The organism is Magnetofaba australis IT-1 (assembly GCF_002109495.1).
GTDB lineage: Bacteria > Pseudomonadota > Magnetococcia > Magnetococcales > Magnetococcaceae > Magnetofaba > Magnetofaba australis.
The window spans coordinates 517,032-531,485 of the sequence record NZ_LVJN01000021.1; the positions used below are offsets into that span (position 1 = coordinate 517,032).

Genomic DNA, 14,454 nt, shown 5'->3' on the forward strand with positions numbered 1-14,454 from the left:
ATGCAATTCCCCGCTTTCTATTGAACCCCTATGAAACACAGCGTTGCCCTTTATCCATCAATGGTTTACCATTGTTTCCGGTTGCATCGCGTTTCATAGGAAATCGCCTGTTGCCAAGTCAAAAGTACACCCCAAAGTACACCCCGTATGCGTCGGGGTGTACTGACCGGGGCAGGCTGATGAGGGTAGACCATGCCGAAGTTCACCGACCGCTATTTGAAGAATCTGAAGCCTGCTGACAAACGCCGCGACATTCTGGAGGGTGATGGCTTCGGTGTGCGCGTCACCCCGGCAGGCGCAAAGACATTCTATTTCACCTGGCGGGATGCCGGGCGAATGCGTCGCCTGACGCTGGGGGCATATCCTGCCCTTTCCCTGGCTGATGCGCGGAGGCTGGCCGCCGAGGCCCGCAACAAGGTGAAGGCCGGAACCGATCCCATCCAGGAGCGACAGGAGGCCGAGGCCGAGAAACTAGCCGCGCCGACCGTTGGCGATCTGGTGGAAATGTTTCTGACGCGATACGCCAAGCCTCACAAGGCGGCACGCACTGCCAGCGAGTATGAGCGGATGCTGAGGAAGGATATTTTGCCACGATGGGGCCGCCGCAAGGCCGAGGAGATCAAACGGCGTGATGTTGTGGCCATGTTGGATGAGTTAACCGCTCGAGGTTGCACCGTCACCGCGAATCGAACGTTTTCTGTCACCCGCCGCCTGTTCTCATGGGCGATGGAGGCCGGGATTTTGGAGTATACGCCCTGCTTGGGAGTAAAAGCCCCGGCCAAAGAATCACGCAAAAACCGTGTGCTGACAGAGGCGGAAATCAAAACGTTCTGGTCCATGCTGGATGAGGCCAGCATCAGTCCCCTTTCGGCTGCTGCGCTCCGTTTGACGCTGGCGACCTGTCAACGCTCAGGAGAGGCGCTGCAAATGCGCTGGTCTGATCTTGATGACGAGTGGTGGACGATCCCCGCCCATGTGGCCAAAAATAGGCGCGCGCATCGAGTCTTTTTGAACGCAGTTGCGCGTGATGTTCTAGCGTCCCTCCCCCGCACGTCAGAATGGGTTTTTCCAAGCCCGCGCCATGGGTGTGACCGAATCCAGCAAAACGCATTGGGACATGCGCTCAAGCTGAATGAATGGCTTGGCCTCCCCCGATTTGGTCCGCATGATTTGAGGCGTACCGGCGCAACTATGATGGTTGGCCTTGGCGTTCCACGATTGATTGTTGGCAAGCTGCTGAACCATGTTGGCGTAGACCGTGAGATTACCGGCGTTTACGACTTGCATTCCTATTCAATGGAAATGCAAAGCGCCCTTGAGACATGGGGCCGCCGCCTTCAAGAGGTCATCAGCGGCAAGACCGCCGCGAATGTCATTTCGCTGAGGGCCACCAAATGACCGACCGCCACCTTTCGCTTGATGAGGCGCTGTCCGCTGTGTATGACGCTCATCAGAATGCGCCCGCCCGCATCAAGGCCGAGGTGGAGCCGTTAGAGTTCGACGGGCTGCGCGGCAAGCCTCCCCCGTGGCTGGCGCATCACGCAAAGCGCCACGTTACCGCCTGGAGGGCCGCCAGAGAGGCCGCGCTTGCGTCTGTCGATTGGCCTCCGACTCAGGCCCTCCCTGAGCGTCTGGACACCATAGAGGCGCATCTACAGGCCAGAGATGATGCCGCCGAGTTTGCGCGCTTGCCGGTTGTGCCGCCTGCTGCATTCAAGCATCTGCCGGTGCTGGGGGAGATGCGGGCCGCTTGGAAGATCAAGCGGGCCGAAGGGGTGCGTGGGGTGCTGCGCTTCCTGGGAGGGGATTCGCTGGTTGCAGGCTATGACGCGGCCCGGACTAAGCAAGCGAACAGCGCCCGCCGAATGGGCAAGCAAGGAAAAGCGGAACTGCTCAATCGCCTGCTGGATGAGTTGGCTGCCCGTTGCCCGGAGTTCGACCGATCCCGCACGCCGGGGCCGCGTCTGGAGTTTGCACGATTCATCAAGACACATGCCGCTGCGCTGGGCGCGTCCAACCAGGAGGTGCAGGCGCTGGGCCAGTCGCTCGAAACCCTGGCCGACACTTTGCGAAAAGACTGCGGCTGCGCTTTCGGTCGAGGAGGCCGCCCGCCAGCCAAAAAGGATGGATACCCGCCCAAAATAGAGGCTTTACGCCGCTGTTTGATCGACTGATTTACATTTCACCCCGGTTTCCCCCGCCAGCCCGCATAACAGCGGGCTTTTTCATGCCTGCCGCCTGCTGTTCCACCCCGGTTTATGCTGATGCTAAGCAATTGGTAATAAAGGTTTTAATTGATTTCAGCGCAGTTCGCGTGCTCTCATTGAAATGCGCCGAGGCGCAGGGCGTCGGCACGACAACAGGAGCGACTAAAATGAGCGAATCGCAGGATCGAATTTTGCGGAAACCAGAGGTGCGGAAGCTGACCGGGCTGAGCGGAACAACGCTGTGGAGACGCGAGCGTGCCGGTGATTTCCCGAAGTCTGTCCGATTGAGCCCAAATGCAATCGGCTGGCGGCGCAGCGAGGTCGAGGCGTGGATGGCGAGTCTGCGCCCGGCGGGGCAGTGACGGCAAACGAAATGGCCCCGAGGCGCTGCAACGCCTCGAGGCCGGTACTGCGAAAGGGAGGTACAGCGATGAGTAGTTTACCACACCCAAACCGGGCGCGCGATACCGGCAACAGGCCGCCGCCCCGAACCTTCGACGCCGCCGACGTGAAGGCCGCCGCCGCTGGCCGATGGGGCGAGGTTTACGCGCAGCTTGCGCCCGAACTCGCCGAGGCGATGGCCAAGCCGACGCGGCATCACCCCTGCCCCGTCCATGGCGGTAAAGATGGTTTCCGCCTGTTCGGCGACTGGCGAGAAAGCGGCGGTTGCGTCTGCGCGACCTGCGGCCCGCGCCACGATGGTTTTGCGACGCTCCAATGGTTGCGCGGATGGGATTTTCCCGAGGCGCTGGCGCGCGTCGCCGAGGTGTCGGGGCTGGACCACACCGCGCCGCGTCCGGTGGTTCGCCCGGCCAGGGTGACGCCTCCCCCAGCCCCGACGCCTGACCGAGAGATTCAGCGGGCCATCGCCGACGAATGGGCCGAAGCCGTGGGGCTGGATCACCCCGCCGCCGCGCCTGTGAGGCGCTATTTGGAGGCCCGAGGGCTGGGCGAGGCGATGCCCCTTAGCCCCGCGCTGCGGTGCGACCCACGGGCCACCTATTGGGAAGATGGCCGCAAAGCTGGCGAATTCCCGGCCATGATTGGGCGGGTTGTCGATGCGCAAGGCCGCCATGTTGGGAATCACCGAACCTTTCTTTCCCTGGACGGAAGAAAAGCCCCGGTTCGCGATGCCAAAAAACTGACACGCGGCGTGTTTCCGGGCGCTTTTTCGGGCGCGGCAATCCAACTTTTTCCCCTGGACGGGTCCGGCGTCTTGGGCGTCTGCGAAGGCATCGAAACGGCTCTAAGCGTCCGTTTAGGCGCGGGAATGCCCTGCTGGGCCGCAATCAGCGCAAGCGGCTTGGCGAGCTTCGAGCCGCCGCCGGGCGTGCAGGCTGTCCATATTTGGGCGGATCTGGACCGAAGCGGCGCGGGCCAGGAGGCGGCGACCAAGTTGGTCGAGCGTCTGCGCCATCGGATGGCGGTGGTGGTTCATCTGCCGCCGGGAGAGATTCCAGAGGGCTCGAAGTCGCTGGATTGGCTGGATATTTTCAACCAAGAGGCGGGCCATGGGCAAGCGATTTAGTCTCGACCGTCTGGCGAGCGGCGACCTTGAATTCTCCGACCAGGATGAAGAATTTGGCCGGGTTGTGCCGATGCCCCCACGCCCTGCCGCTGGCGCGTTTGCAGAGGCGCTGGAGAGCGATGAGCCGGAGTCGAGGTGGAACACAATCCCGGACCTGCTGACGCTTCCGGCGTCACGTTTCGAGGGCAAAGCGCCGCCGACACAGTGGCTCATAGAGGGCAAAATCCCCTTGGGTGTGCCTGTGATATTGGCCGCTCCCGGCGACAGTGGCAAGAGCTTCATTCTACTGGATCTGTGCCTGTCCGTCGCGTTGGGGCCGTACACCCTCAACCCGATGGAGGACCGCTCATGACCGGGCAACAGGCTACCCCACGCCAGAGCATGGGTGCACCAATCGAGGCTCAGGGGCGAGCGATATTTATCACCCGAGAGGACGACGATCCCGCTGCACATGGCCGCCTGGATCAACTGGACCCCACCGACAGGTTGCGCCACATGGCGGGCGACTCGCTGCTGATTTGGCCGCTGGCTCCGCTGACGTTAATCCGCGAGGGCAAGGCCGGACCGGAGCGCACCGAGCAGGCAGAAGAGCTAATGGCCCAGCTTATCGAGATTGCGGCCATGGAGCCGCCGCTGCGGCTGATTGTGCTGGACCCATTACAGGCGCTTGTCGCGGGTGACGTTAACCGCGCTGAGGTGGCGCAGGCGTTGTGCTCCTATATGGGCGAGTTGGCCGCCGAAACACGCGCAACTGTGATTGTCGCGCACCACATGAGCAAGACCCGAGAGGATGGCTCACAAGGCTCTAGGTTGGCGGTGCGTGGCTCTGCGACGTTGGTTGACGGCGTGCGCGCGGTTGTCGCACTGACGCCGATGGAGGAAGCCAAAGCGCGCCGACTATGTGAGCGAGTCGGCGTGGAGTTCGAGCACAACGCGGCCTATCGGCTCCAGCTGGTGAAGTCCAACGCCAAAGCAGACCGCCAGCCGGTGGACATGCTGCGCGCACAATCAGGCCTGCTGGAGGCTATCAACTTGCGCGAGGCGGCGCAATCCAGTCAACCGCTAACCTATCTTCTGGAACGCGCGATTGCCGAGGCGCTGGACGCCGACAAGCCGTTCACCCTTAGCGGTCAGGCGGGATTGTACGCCCAACGCGAGCGGTTGCCGGAACAGTTCCACACCATGGGCGAGAAGCGTCTGCGCAGCCTTGCGCGTGACCTGCTAAACGCTGGTCGTCTACGGCAGGAGGTGCTGCCCGAGCACGGCAAATCGTGGAAGTGGTTGACTCTTGGAGAGCCGGAACACACCCCCGGCCAGGAGGTTGATTGACCTTGGCAAGCGTTGGCAAAAGCGTTGGCATTGGCACGTTGGCAAGCGTTGGCAATGCTAAAGTGCCAAGGTGACTTGCCATAAATTCAATATGTTATGCGTTGGCAGGGGTGGTGCGTTGGCAGTGCCCCTGCCAAGGTGAAAATATGAACAAATACAGTGCCCTGGCTAACCTTGGCACGTTGGCAGTCTACCCCTCCCCCTACGGGGGAGAGGGAGGGCGGGCGTCTTGCCAACGCCCACCGCCCTCTCAGCTGCCTACATCGAATAGCGTCAAAGGAGGCGCGCACCGAATGACAGAACATCGAAAAACCTTCTCCCGTTGGCTGGGCTCCATCGACCACGATTTGCGCGCCGTCGAGCTTTACACCGAGGTGCGGCGAGAGCCGGTCGATTATGACCGTCCGGCAGGCGACCGACTGGCGGACCGATTTTCGGCGGAGCTGTTGCGGGGCGTCGGCGATCTGCGCGCCATCCGCCGCGAGGTGGATCTGTTCACCCGACACGGGGCGGCGCTGCTGGCCCGCATCGATCGGGAGCTTGAGGCCGAACCATCGCAACCCTGGCCGGAGATCATCGACCGCATCGGCGGCGAGCGTGCCGACCGGCTGCGCGAGATGGGCGACCCCCGCGCTAACGGCTGATGGCGCGTCTGGCGCGATGGTCTGACCGCGCAGCTTTTCAAGGCGTGCCACCGGGCCAGCCTGCCGCGACCGCTCAACCTGGAGAAACCCGTTCAGTTGCGCACCTTCGATTGGTGAGCAGCGAGAATGCCGATTCCCGGGCCAGAAACGGGCCTAGAATCGTTTTGAGTGTGCTGTCGGCTGAATGGCATCACAAAGAGCACAAAATGAGATGTGGAGCGAATCATGAGTGGTTCTGAAATGAATCCGAATCTATCCGGGGAAGAATCGGAACGCGACCATAAAGGGCGCTTCCGACCAGGAAACAATGCCAACCCGGCAGGACGCCCGAAAGGGAGCGGCTTTGCGGGCGAGATGCGCCGCCGGATTCAGGACGCCGCGCCCGGCGTTGTCGCGGCGCTGATTGCAAAAGCCGAGGATGGCGACATTCAGGCGGCGCGGCTGCTGCTGGAGCGGTGCGTTCCGAGTCTGAAGGCAGAATCGCCCGCCGTTTCCCTGTCCGGATTCGACGGCGATCTGACGCAGCGCGGCGAAGCGTTGATTTCTGCCTTGCGGGGGGTGCAGTCTCTCCCGATGCGGCGGCGGCGCTCATGGCGCTGTTGGCCCAACAGGCGCGGCTGGTGGAGATCACCGAGCTTGAGCAGCGTATTGCAGTGCTTGAGGCGGGCAAATGAGCAGGCTATCTGAGCGCGTGGCCAAGCTGGAGGGCCGCGCAAATCCGGTAGAATGGCCCTCTCAGGAGGCATTTGCGCGGCCCGAGTCGCTGGAGGAGTTTGAGCGGTGGCTGGAGATGGCCAGAGCGCGCCCCGAAGAGCGGCCAGGAATGTTAGAGACATGGCCCGCTGAATGGCGGCGGCGATACGAACTTATGGAGAACCGGTGCGCAAATTAGGCAAACGTAAGCCGCCTGGACATCAGACCCCGCCCCCGTGGCGGGGGTGCTCTTGTTGACATCAACCAAGCAGCTGCGGACGTTGTGGAAGGCGCGGGCGGATATCGACGATTCCGGCGCGGTAAAAGCGTTGAAACGGCTGCGGCAGGGCTATGAGGCGCTGGCGGAGAGGGTGGCGGAGAAAGAGTGACCGCCCCCGGCAGAGCCAAGGGCACTCTCATGTCCGCTATTGATAGAAGCGGACATGTGATTTCAAACAGAGTTCCGAATCAGATCTTCGAGCAATAGTGCTTGGGGATCCTTGAATTCCAGAGAAATGAACTCTTCGTCGCAGCGAATAATTTTACACGGCGTCATGTCACTGTGTATCGGTGAGCTCCAGCCAATGGAACCCCAGTCCCCAGCACGAAACAGTTTCTCCCCACCATCGTGCTTCAGCAAAGCACCTGTTGCGCTAACATTTACCACAGACCCCGAGCATTTTCCCTCGCTGTTGTTCTCAATGACTACAGCCCCTTCTAGCTCGTATCTGGTCGAACGATTACTCACATCGTCATACAAACCGATCTCGGAGAAGTGCTGCTTGTCCAGAGTAACGATGTGTTTGAAAAACCAGTTGATGATGGACTGCGTATGGATGAACGCTAGGCTCTCGATAAGAGTGCCGCTATCCACCAAAATTTCAAGCGCCCGTGATTTCGCCCCTAGGTCAGAAATCGCTGCCTCATGCTCCTCACGATGTTTTTCCAGGGATTCGATATCTACCCTACTTCGGAGCACCGCCTCCTCGTAGGCGAAATGCTCTTTCATGCTCCCGCGCAGTTTCGTAACCAAAACATGGAACTGCTTCTTGCCCTTGGGCTCCAGGATTTCATCCACGAGGGCACATATTTGTTGATATATGCCCTCGTGCTGAGCATCAATCTCAGGGAATCCGAGCTTCAGATGCATATCAAACGATACCTCTAAGCCTCTGTAATTAAGAAAGTCTTTCTGAGATATCATCCCTACCACCTGCATAAGTTGTGCGCTTTCAGCTATTCCATGACTATGTAGGATATTATCGCTACAATAAGCTTATGGAACCAGTAAATTTTCCAGGGGCAATGTGGCGTATGGGTATTTTCTTAGAAAGAAACGGAAGCTCACTAACAATTCGATACGACGGCGCAATAAAAATAACTCAACTCTGTGAGATTCAGAATCAACTTAGGAGCGTCGAAAATGTATTCCACACTTGACCATGTTTGTGTATCTGAAACTGATGAAACAATAACATTTCATGTGAATGGTTCCATCTCTTACAATGACTGGAAAACTTTCCATGAGACCTGTATTAAGGCGAACAGCACACCAAAGCATGTCAGGATTGAACTGAACTGCTTGGTTGATAGCATCACCATTGGAACCATCATTCGCGCTCAGGATGAAACGACTGATAAGATGTCCATTAAAGCGAACTCAGAATCAGCTAAAAATATCATCTGTATGATTCAGTTAGATAAAATATTCATTATCGAGTGATTCATTTTTGGGTAGTGGCTCCGTTTAGCTGATCACTATATTTCCAGACCAAACTCGTAGCGGTTGATAAACAGGCCAATGACCGTGTCGTGCATCACCTCGCATTTGGAGAAGCAGATGGTCTTTCTGGCCAGTCGCTTGATGCGAGTGCGCCAAGTCAGATGCTTGCGCTCAATACGCTGAGTGTTGCGCTTGCCCACGAAATGATTTGGGGCCAATGGGACGCGATGGTAAGCGCCCCAATCATCGGTAAACAGGTTGGCGATGCCAAAAGGCTCCAGCAGTTTACGCAGCTCTTTGAGCACAGCATCTTTCCGAGTTCCGAAGACATATGCCAGGACGCGGCCTGACTGGCGTTCGATGGCATGCCAAATCCATCGAGGGTTGGCCTTGCTGCCGACATAGGACCACATTTCATCAGCTTCTGCTTGATCAACCCGAACCACGTCGACCGGCGTATCGGAAGCCAGTTCAGCCAGAAGTGGAAGATTCACCTGTGAGATTCCGGTGTTTTTTTATCTCTCGGGTGATGGTGTTGCGCCCGACACCCAGGACGCGAGAGGTGTCACGAATCCCAGCGCCGTTAAGAGTCATCTCAAGGATTTGACGTTTTACCTCTGGTTGACGCCCTTTGTGGGTGTAGGTCGTTTGGAAATAGCGGCGTTTACAGTCTGGATTGTCGCAGCGGAAGCGCGGCTTCCCATTGGACTGTTTGCCATTCTTTACAACGTTTTGGCTTCCACATTCTGGGCAATGCACGGTAATCATGGCCATCTGTTTTCTCCACTATCCATGTGAGAACGATGGCCAAATCCATGCAAGTTTTATACAAAATCAGCTAAACGGAGCCACTACCCATTTTTGAATGGTAAATCACATCACTTACGCTTTCCCAGGAAGATTCGTTTATGTCTGATTTCGCTCTGAAACGAACCGGTGTCGAGAGTATAGACATTCAGCATGAGGCACTCTTCGATCTTATTTGTATCCTGACTGACGATGTGACTCAGACTGATAATGCTGTTTCTTCTCTAAATGAATATGTGAAGTTTCACTTTTCATATGAAGAGTCATTGATGCTCCCTGCTTCCTACGAGCATTACACGCAACATCTGAAGGCGCATGAACGATTCGCCGCTGAAATGCCACGACTTACCAAGCAACTGATGGAAGAAACTTCAATAGAGAACAAGATTGAAATTCTCGATTCTATGAGGAAATATTTGATTGACTGGTTAGACAATCATATCAACAAGACAGATGCGGAACTGTTCTCCAATCCTTCCCAGTTCACCCCAACCCGGTGAATAACCTGACTACAGGCTATCATACCCCTGTTCCAGTAGACTCTACCCGGGGTCAGCTCACGAAACGGAAGATTTTTATCTTTCCTATATGCTGACCGAGTGTCTTAACCAGTGCTTGAAACCCGTTTCATGCGGTGCCTTCGTTGCTTTCAGGACCGCTTCTTGAAAAAGCGGACCTCAATCAACCCTGCCTAACCACCGGATCTCTTGAGAGTATCCAACCATCCAAAACCCCGGCATTCGCTTCTGATGTCCGGTTTTGTAAACTTTCTCGCCACAGCGGACGCCATTTTTCTCTCTCAAGGTCTCGGATCAAGATACCCTTATGGAGCCCTGGAACAAGGGCAAAGTAGAGGCCTTTCACAGTGGATCAGGTGCGCACCTCGCACAGATCCTCATGCGGCGGCGCTTTGCGGCTCTTGCCGCTCTGCTCTAGGCAGGCGTCGCAGAAAACAGGTTAGATGCTCACCAATCAGTTTTCAAGAAGCGCGAGAGGGGTTCATGTGAAAGCGTGGAGCCAAAAACTCTGACGGGCATCAGCATCAACAGGCCACCCGAGGCAGGGATTTTTTGTGGCTCAGGGGGAGCGACTAGCGGGCTGCAAAGTACACCCCAGAGTACACCCCGAGGCAAGATGGCTTGATTGTGAGATTGTGTAAACTATTGAAATAGATGGCGCGCCCGGCAGGATTCGAACCTGCAACCGACGGCTTAGAAGGCCGTTGCTCTATCCGGTTGAGCCACGGGCGCTTGTGTTATGTCATAACGCCAAACAAAGAGAAATGGTCGGGGCGAGAGGATTCGAACCTCCGACCCTCGGCTCCCAAAGCCGATGCGCTACCAGACTGCGCCACGCCCCGTCAGACTCTTTATGTGGACTCTTAAGACAGCTGCGAACTATACGACACTGGCGCTGTGGGAGCAAGCGCAAGCCGCATTCTCTCCTTGGGGATTCTCGCTTTTCAGTCTATCATTAGGGATTCTGCACAAAATCACCATTGCGGCGTCCGGCGCTTGTTGGACCAACTGGGCCAAATAGGCCGTGTCCAAATCCCCGCCGCTCAGCCGAACCCGACCATTCGTCTGCCTTTATGAAAATTGCGGCCGTAGGACTCAACCATAACAGCGCCCCCGTGGCTTTGCGGGAGAAGCTCTCTTTTCCCGAGGAGCGCTTACCGGAGAGTCTGGCGCAATTGGTGGGTTTGGAGCAGGTGTGCGAAGGGGTGATCCTCTCCACCTGCAACCGGGTGGAGATCTATCTGGCCGCCCACGACGTGCAGACCGCTGTGGAGCAGACCCGCATCTGGTTAGCCCACTCCCACGATTTGAGCTTGGATGAGCTCAATCCCCATCTCTATATCAATCTGGAAGAGGAGGCGGTGCGTCACGGCTTCCGCGTGGCCAGCAGTCTGGACTCCATGGTGCTGGGCGAGCCGCAGATCCTCGGTCAGATGAAAAAGGCCTATCAGCACGCCGTGGCGCAACAGAGCGTCGGCGCTATTCTCAATCGCTTTTTTCAGCACGCTTTTCAAACCGCTAAGCGGGTGCGTAATGAGACCGCCATTGCCGAAAACGCGGTGTCGGTTTCGTTTGCAGCGGTGGAGCTGTCGCGCAAGATCTTCGGCGAATTGAACGGTCATAGCTGTCTGCTCATCGGCGCCGGTGAGATGTGCGAATTGGCCGCGCGCCATCTGGTGGCCAACGGCATCGATAAAGTGTTCGTCACCAACCGCACCCTGGAGCGGGCGCAGAATCTGGCCGCCCAGTTCGATGGTCACGCTTTCCCCATGGAGAAGCTGGCGGAGAATCTACACCGCGCCGACATCATCATCTCCTCCACCGGCTCCACCGTCTATCTGGTGGATGCGCCCATGGTGAAAAAGGCCCTCAAAGAGCGGCGCCAGCGCCCCATGTTCTTTATCGATATCGCCGTGCCGCGGGATCTGGACCCGGAGATCGGCGATGTGGACAGCGCTTTTCTGTATGACATGGATGATCTGAATCAGATCGTCGAGCAGAACCGACAGGAGCGCGCAGAAGCGGCGCAAGCGGCGGAAAACATTGTTTCTGAAGAGATCCCGGGGCTGCTGAAATGGATCTCTGCACTGGAGGTTGCGCCCACCATCAAAGCGTTACGCGCTCACGCTGAAGGCGTGCGTGACGAGGTGTTGGAAAAGCAGTTGCGCGGCTGGGAAACCTTGAGCGATGACGACCGCGCGCGCATCGAGAAGCTGACCCGCCTGTTGGTGAATAAAATTCTGCACAATCCGTCTGAACAGTTGCGTCTGGCCGCCCATGAGCCCGATGGCGATCAGATCACCGCCGCCACCCGGCGACTGTTCAAACTGGACGATGGATAAGGGCTGGAGAGTCTCGCTATGGCGTTAACCGATAAACTCCGTGTGATGAGTGAGCGCCATGCAGAGATCTCCGCTCTGCTGGGTCAGCAGGATATCGCCTCCAATCCTGAACGGTTCGCCAAGTTGAATCGCGAATTCGCCGAGCTGGAGCCCATTGTGGAAGCCTATGCGCAGCACAAGGAGTTGGATGCGCAGCTTAAAGACGCCGAGGAGATGTTGGCCGAGCCTGACGCCGATGCGGAGATGGCGCAGATGGCGCGAGAGGAGCGTGATTCGCTGAAGCATCAATTGGAGGAGAGTGACGCTCAACTGCAAATTCTGCTACTGCCCAAGGATCCTGACGATCAGAAGAACGTTATTTTGGAGATTCGCGCCGGCACCGGCGGCGATGAGGCGGGACTGTTCGCGGCGGATCTGTTTCGCATGTATGGGCGCTATGTGGAGCAGCGCGGCTGGCGCATGGAGATTCTGGATAGCAGCCCCACGGATCTAGGCGGATTCAAGGAGCTCATCGCCATGATCACCGGCGCGGGCGTCTACTCCAGCTTGAAATTCGAGTCCGGCGTGCACCGGGTGCAGCGTGTGCCCGCCACGGAGGCGGGCGGACGCATCCACACCAGCGCCTGCACGGTGGCGATTCTGCCCGAAGCCGATGAAGTGAGCGTCAATATCGCCGACAAGGATCTGCGCATCGACGTCTATCGCTCCTCCGGGCCCGGTGGACAGAGCGTCAACACCACCGATTCGGCTGTGCGCATCACCCACCTGCCCACCGGCCTGGTGGTGACCTGCCAGGATGAGAAATCCCAGCACAAGAACAAAGCCAAGGCGATGAAGGTGTTGCAGGCGCGTCTGCTGGATCAGGAGCGCCAGTCCGCCGCTGATGAGCGCGCCGAAGCGCGGCGGGGTCAGGTGGGATCGGGAGACCGTTCCGAGCGCATCCGCACCTATAATTTCCCACAAAACCGTGTAACCGATCACCGCATCAATCTGACTCTACATAAATTGGATGCGGTGATGCAGGGCGCGTTGGGGGAGATCGTCGACGCCCTGTTGGCGCATCATCAAGCGGAGTTGCTGGCGCAGTTGGGTGAAGCTTGAGAGAATAAATTTTTTCTCATCCGCAACTCACGCTGAAATTTTTTCACCCATCAGTGAAATACAAAGACCGCGTTCATATAGTCGCCGCAGAAGAGAATGAGACATTTGAAGCGAGAAGATATCGAGGGCTCCGCCCTCGAGCTCCCAAGATTGTTTCGGTTCAGTTGGAAAATGACAAACAAGCCGTTTATAATGTGTAGATAATAAGCGGAGGTTTGTATGGAACGGAAGAAGCGGAGATTTACGGCTGAGCAGAAGGTAGGCTATGTGCGCCGTCACCTGGTCGAGAAGGTGGTTCTCTCGGATCTGTGCGACGAGGCGGGCATTCAGCCCAGCCAGTACTATCGCTGGCAAAAGGCTTTGTTTGAGAACGGCGAAGCGGCCTTGTCTGACAAACGCGGCCAAAAGGCTTGTGACCGACAGATTGCCGAACTAGAAGCGAAGTTGGCAACCAAAAATGAAGTTATGTCTGAGCTTCTTGAGGCGCATGTTGCGCTAAAAAAAAGTCTTGGGGTGAGCTGAACGGCTGCTGGGTGGAGCCGGACATACGGGATTCGGTGGTGAATTTCGTGGCGTTTTGGTCAGACAAGAGCGAAATCGACACGAGCCGAATTATCAACTGGATAGGCGTGCAAAGGGGCAAGTTCTATTCATGGCGCAAGCGCTATGGAATGGTTAATGACCACAATGGCCGTATTCCCCGAGATTTTTGGCTGGACGATTGGGAAAGGGAAGCGATTGTCGCCTTTTTCCATGAACATCCGTCAGAGGGCTATCGGCGCCTGACCTACATGATGCTGGATGCAGGCGTGGTGGCGGTCAGCCCCTCTTCAGTGCTGCGTGTGCTCAGAACTGCCGGGCTGATGCGTCGTTGGAGCCCATCGCCCTCGCAGAAGGGCACAGGGTTCAAACAGCCTTCGGAGCCGCATAAACACTGGCATGTGGACATCTCCTATCTGAATATCCAGGGGACGTTCTACTATCTGTGCAGTGTCCTGGATGGATGTAGCAGGTTTATCCTCCACTGGGAGATTCGTGAGTCGATGAAGGAAGATGAGGTTGAAGTGGTCCTGCTCCGAGCTCAGGAGGCCTATCCGGAAGCTAAGCCGCGGCTGATCTCAGACAATGGGCCGCAGTTCGTTGCCAACGATTTTAAGGCGTTCATCCGGGAATCCGGCATGACGCATGTGAGGACTTCGCCTTACTATCCGCAGAGCAACGGAAAACTGGAGCGTTTTCACGGTAGTTTGAAGCGTGAGTGCATTCGGCCTCAGACGCCATTATCGCTGGAAGATGCCCAACGGGTTGTGGGAAAGTACGTCGAGCATTACAACACCCGGCGGCTCCATAGCGCCATCGACTACGTCACCCCACAGGATCGCCTGGAAGGGCGGCATGTGCAGATCCTGGCCGAACGAGATGAAAAGCTTGAGGCGGCCAGAGAACGGCGTCGGACGACGCACCAAAAGCAGTCTTTTCAGCCATCCCAAAAAATGGCTGAAAAGGCGAACAGCTAACTGATATTTTGGTTTAGACGGTTGTCATGTTTCCGCTGAACCAGC

Annotated in this window: 17 protein-coding genes and 2 tRNA genes; 15 read left to right on the top strand and 4 right to left on the bottom strand. The window is 57.3% G+C overall.

All coding sequences use genetic code 11. The features are described from left to right. Nucleotides 1-192 precede the first annotated feature (192 nt). From MAIT1_RS20885 to MAIT1_RS21970, 9 genes are all read left to right on the top strand, one after another. Nucleotides 193-1,398: a tyrosine-type recombinase/integrase gene (locus tag MAIT1_RS20885; RefSeq protein WP_085447044.1), complete on the top strand. Its 1,206-nt coding sequence runs from the start codon at nt 193-195 to the stop codon at nt 1,396-1,398. Beyond that, nucleotides 1,395-2,174: a hypothetical protein gene (locus MAIT1_RS20890; protein WP_085447046.1), complete on the top strand. Its 780-nt coding sequence runs from the start codon at nt 1,395-1,397 to the stop codon at nt 2,172-2,174. Before MAIT1_RS20885 ends, MAIT1_RS20890 begins: the two co-directional genes overlap by 4 nt. 53 nt (nt 2,175-2,227) lie before the next feature. After that, complete coding sequence (locus tag MAIT1_RS22135) at nt 2,228-2,569, top strand: helix-turn-helix transcriptional regulator (RefSeq protein ID WP_198947976.1); 342 nt, start codon at nt 2,228-2,230, stop codon at nt 2,567-2,569. Nucleotides 2,570-2,637: 68 nt separating this feature from the next. Beyond that, entirely contained in the window at nt 2,638-3,735 is a 1,098-nt protein-coding gene (locus tag MAIT1_RS20900; RefSeq protein ID WP_158089667.1) for a DUF7146 domain-containing protein, read from the top strand. Beyond that, a complete protein-coding gene (locus MAIT1_RS22525; protein ID WP_085447050.1) occupies nt 3,719-4,087 on the top strand; it encodes an AAA family ATPase in 369 nt (122 codons plus the stop codon). The genes MAIT1_RS20900 and MAIT1_RS22525 overlap by 17 nt, the downstream gene beginning before the upstream one ends. Beyond that, nucleotides 4,084-5,064, top strand: a complete 981-nt coding sequence (locus tag MAIT1_RS20910) for an AAA family ATPase (RefSeq protein WP_085447052.1) — start codon at nt 4,084-4,086, stop codon at nt 5,062-5,064. The genes MAIT1_RS22525 and MAIT1_RS20910 overlap by 4 nt, the downstream gene beginning before the upstream one ends. 293 nt (nt 5,065-5,357) lie before the next feature. Beyond that, complete coding sequence (locus MAIT1_RS20915; protein ID WP_085447054.1) at nt 5,358-5,708, top strand: hypothetical protein; 351 nt, start codon at nt 5,358-5,360, stop codon at nt 5,706-5,708. 225 nt (nt 5,709-5,933) lie between these two features. Further along, the gene (locus MAIT1_RS21705; protein WP_143814995.1) at nt 5,934-6,395 is read left to right on the top strand and encodes a DUF5681 domain-containing protein; all 462 of its coding nucleotides are present in this window, start codon (nt 5,934-5,936) and stop codon (nt 6,393-6,395) included. A gap of 257 nt (nt 6,396-6,652) precedes the next feature. Continuing rightward, entirely contained in the window at nt 6,653-6,790 is a 138-nt protein-coding gene (locus tag MAIT1_RS21970; RefSeq protein ID WP_158089668.1) for a hypothetical protein, read from the top strand. Nucleotides 6,791-6,852: 62 nt separating this feature from the next. On the opposite strand, the gene MAIT1_RS20925 is transcribed toward MAIT1_RS21970, so the two are convergent. Continuing rightward, on the bottom strand, nt 6,853-7,551 hold the full coding sequence (locus tag MAIT1_RS20925; RefSeq protein WP_158089669.1) for a hemerythrin domain-containing protein: 699 nt from the start codon (nt 7,549-7,551) through the stop codon (nt 6,853-6,855). Nucleotides 7,552-7,824: 273 nt separating this feature from the next. On the opposite strand from MAIT1_RS20925, the gene MAIT1_RS20930 reads away from it, so the two are divergent. Continuing rightward, nucleotides 7,825-8,124, top strand: a complete 300-nt coding sequence (locus MAIT1_RS20930) for a hypothetical protein (RefSeq protein ID WP_085447061.1) — start codon at nt 7,825-7,827, stop codon at nt 8,122-8,124. 35 nt (nt 8,125-8,159) lie between these two features. Here MAIT1_RS20930 and MAIT1_RS20935 read toward each other — a convergent pair. After that, nucleotides 8,160-8,898, bottom strand: a protein-coding gene (locus tag MAIT1_RS20935) for an IS1 family transposase (RefSeq protein WP_414673634.1) whose coding sequence is annotated in 2 segments (ribosomal slippage) — nt 8,160-8,600 and nt 8,602-8,898 — 738 coding nt in all. Because the reading frame shifts where the segments join, the coding sequence is not laid out codon by codon here. A gap of 134 nt (nt 8,899-9,032) precedes the next feature. Here MAIT1_RS20935 and MAIT1_RS20940 point away from each other — a divergent pair. After that, nucleotides 9,033-9,431, top strand: coding sequence for a hemerythrin domain-containing protein (locus MAIT1_RS20940; protein ID WP_085447063.1), 399 nt, complete (start codon nt 9,033-9,035; stop codon nt 9,429-9,431). Between the two features lie 673 nt (nt 9,432-10,104). Here the strand turns inward: MAIT1_RS20940 and MAIT1_RS20945 are convergent. Both MAIT1_RS20945 and MAIT1_RS20950 read right to left on the bottom strand, forming a co-directional pair. Next, a tRNA-Arg gene (locus MAIT1_RS20945) sits at nt 10,105-10,181 on the bottom strand. A gap of 33 nt (nt 10,182-10,214) precedes the next feature. Then, nucleotides 10,215-10,291: transfer RNA gene (locus MAIT1_RS20950), tRNA-Pro, on the bottom strand. A 231-nt stretch (nt 10,292-10,522) separates the two neighbouring features. Here MAIT1_RS20950 and hemA point away from each other — a divergent pair. The 4 genes from hemA to MAIT1_RS20970 all read left to right on the top strand — a co-directional run bounded on the left by hemA (nt 10,523) and on the right by MAIT1_RS20970 (nt 14,409). Then, nucleotides 10,523-11,791 (top strand): glutamyl-tRNA reductase, encoded by a 1,269-nt coding sequence (hemA, locus tag MAIT1_RS20955; RefSeq protein ID WP_085447065.1) that lies wholly within the window; start codon nt 10,523-10,525, stop codon nt 11,789-11,791. Nucleotides 11,792-11,809: 18 nt separating this feature from the next. Then, complete coding sequence (gene prfA, locus MAIT1_RS20960; protein WP_085447067.1) at nt 11,810-12,892, top strand: peptide chain release factor 1; 1,083 nt, start codon at nt 11,810-11,812, stop codon at nt 12,890-12,892. A gap of 219 nt (nt 12,893-13,111) precedes the next feature. Continuing rightward, nucleotides 13,112-13,414: a transposase gene (locus tag MAIT1_RS20965; protein WP_085440078.1), complete on the top strand. Its 303-nt coding sequence runs from the start codon at nt 13,112-13,114 to the stop codon at nt 13,412-13,414. A gap of 11 nt (nt 13,415-13,425) precedes the next feature. Then, on the top strand, nt 13,426-14,409 hold the full coding sequence (locus MAIT1_RS20970) for an IS3 family transposase (protein ID WP_198947753.1): 984 nt from the start codon (nt 13,426-13,428) through the stop codon (nt 14,407-14,409). Nucleotides 14,410-14,454: the final 45 nt, after the last annotated feature.

Coding starts and splice junctions, on each gene's coding strand:
- MAIT1_RS20910 (WP_085447052.1), top strand. CDS start 4,084: ATGACCGGGCAACAGGCTACCCCACGCCAGAGCATGGGTGCACCAATC.
- MAIT1_RS20940 (WP_085447063.1), top strand. CDS start 9,033: ATGTCTGATTTCGCTCTGAAACGAACCGGTGTCGAGAGTATAGACATT.
- MAIT1_RS20885 (WP_085447044.1), top strand. CDS start 193: ATGCCGAAGTTCACCGACCGCTATTTGAAGAATCTGAAGCCTGCTGAC.
- MAIT1_RS22525 (WP_085447050.1), top strand. CDS start 3,719: ATGGGCAAGCGATTTAGTCTCGACCGTCTGGCGAGCGGCGACCTTGAA.
- MAIT1_RS22135 (WP_198947976.1), top strand. CDS start 2,228: ATGCCTGCCGCCTGCTGTTCCACCCCGGTTTATGCTGATGCTAAGCAA.
- MAIT1_RS20925 (WP_158089669.1), bottom strand. CDS start 7,551: ATGCATCTGAAGCTCGGATTCCCTGAGATTGATGCTCAGCACGAGGGC.
- MAIT1_RS20965 (WP_085440078.1), top strand. CDS start 13,112: ATGGAACGGAAGAAGCGGAGATTTACGGCTGAGCAGAAGGTAGGCTAT.
- MAIT1_RS20930 (WP_085447061.1), top strand. CDS start 7,825: ATGTATTCCACACTTGACCATGTTTGTGTATCTGAAACTGATGAAACA.
- prfA (WP_085447067.1), top strand. CDS start 11,810: ATGGCGTTAACCGATAAACTCCGTGTGATGAGTGAGCGCCATGCAGAG.
- hemA (WP_085447065.1), top strand. CDS start 10,523: ATGAAAATTGCGGCCGTAGGACTCAACCATAACAGCGCCCCCGTGGCT.
- MAIT1_RS20915 (WP_085447054.1), top strand. CDS start 5,358: ATGACAGAACATCGAAAAACCTTCTCCCGTTGGCTGGGCTCCATCGAC.
- MAIT1_RS20890 (WP_085447046.1), top strand. CDS start 1,395: ATGACCGACCGCCACCTTTCGCTTGATGAGGCGCTGTCCGCTGTGTAT.
- MAIT1_RS20900 (WP_158089667.1), top strand. CDS start 2,638: ATGAGTAGTTTACCACACCCAAACCGGGCGCGCGATACCGGCAACAGG.
- MAIT1_RS21705 (WP_143814995.1), top strand. CDS start 5,934: ATGAGTGGTTCTGAAATGAATCCGAATCTATCCGGGGAAGAATCGGAA.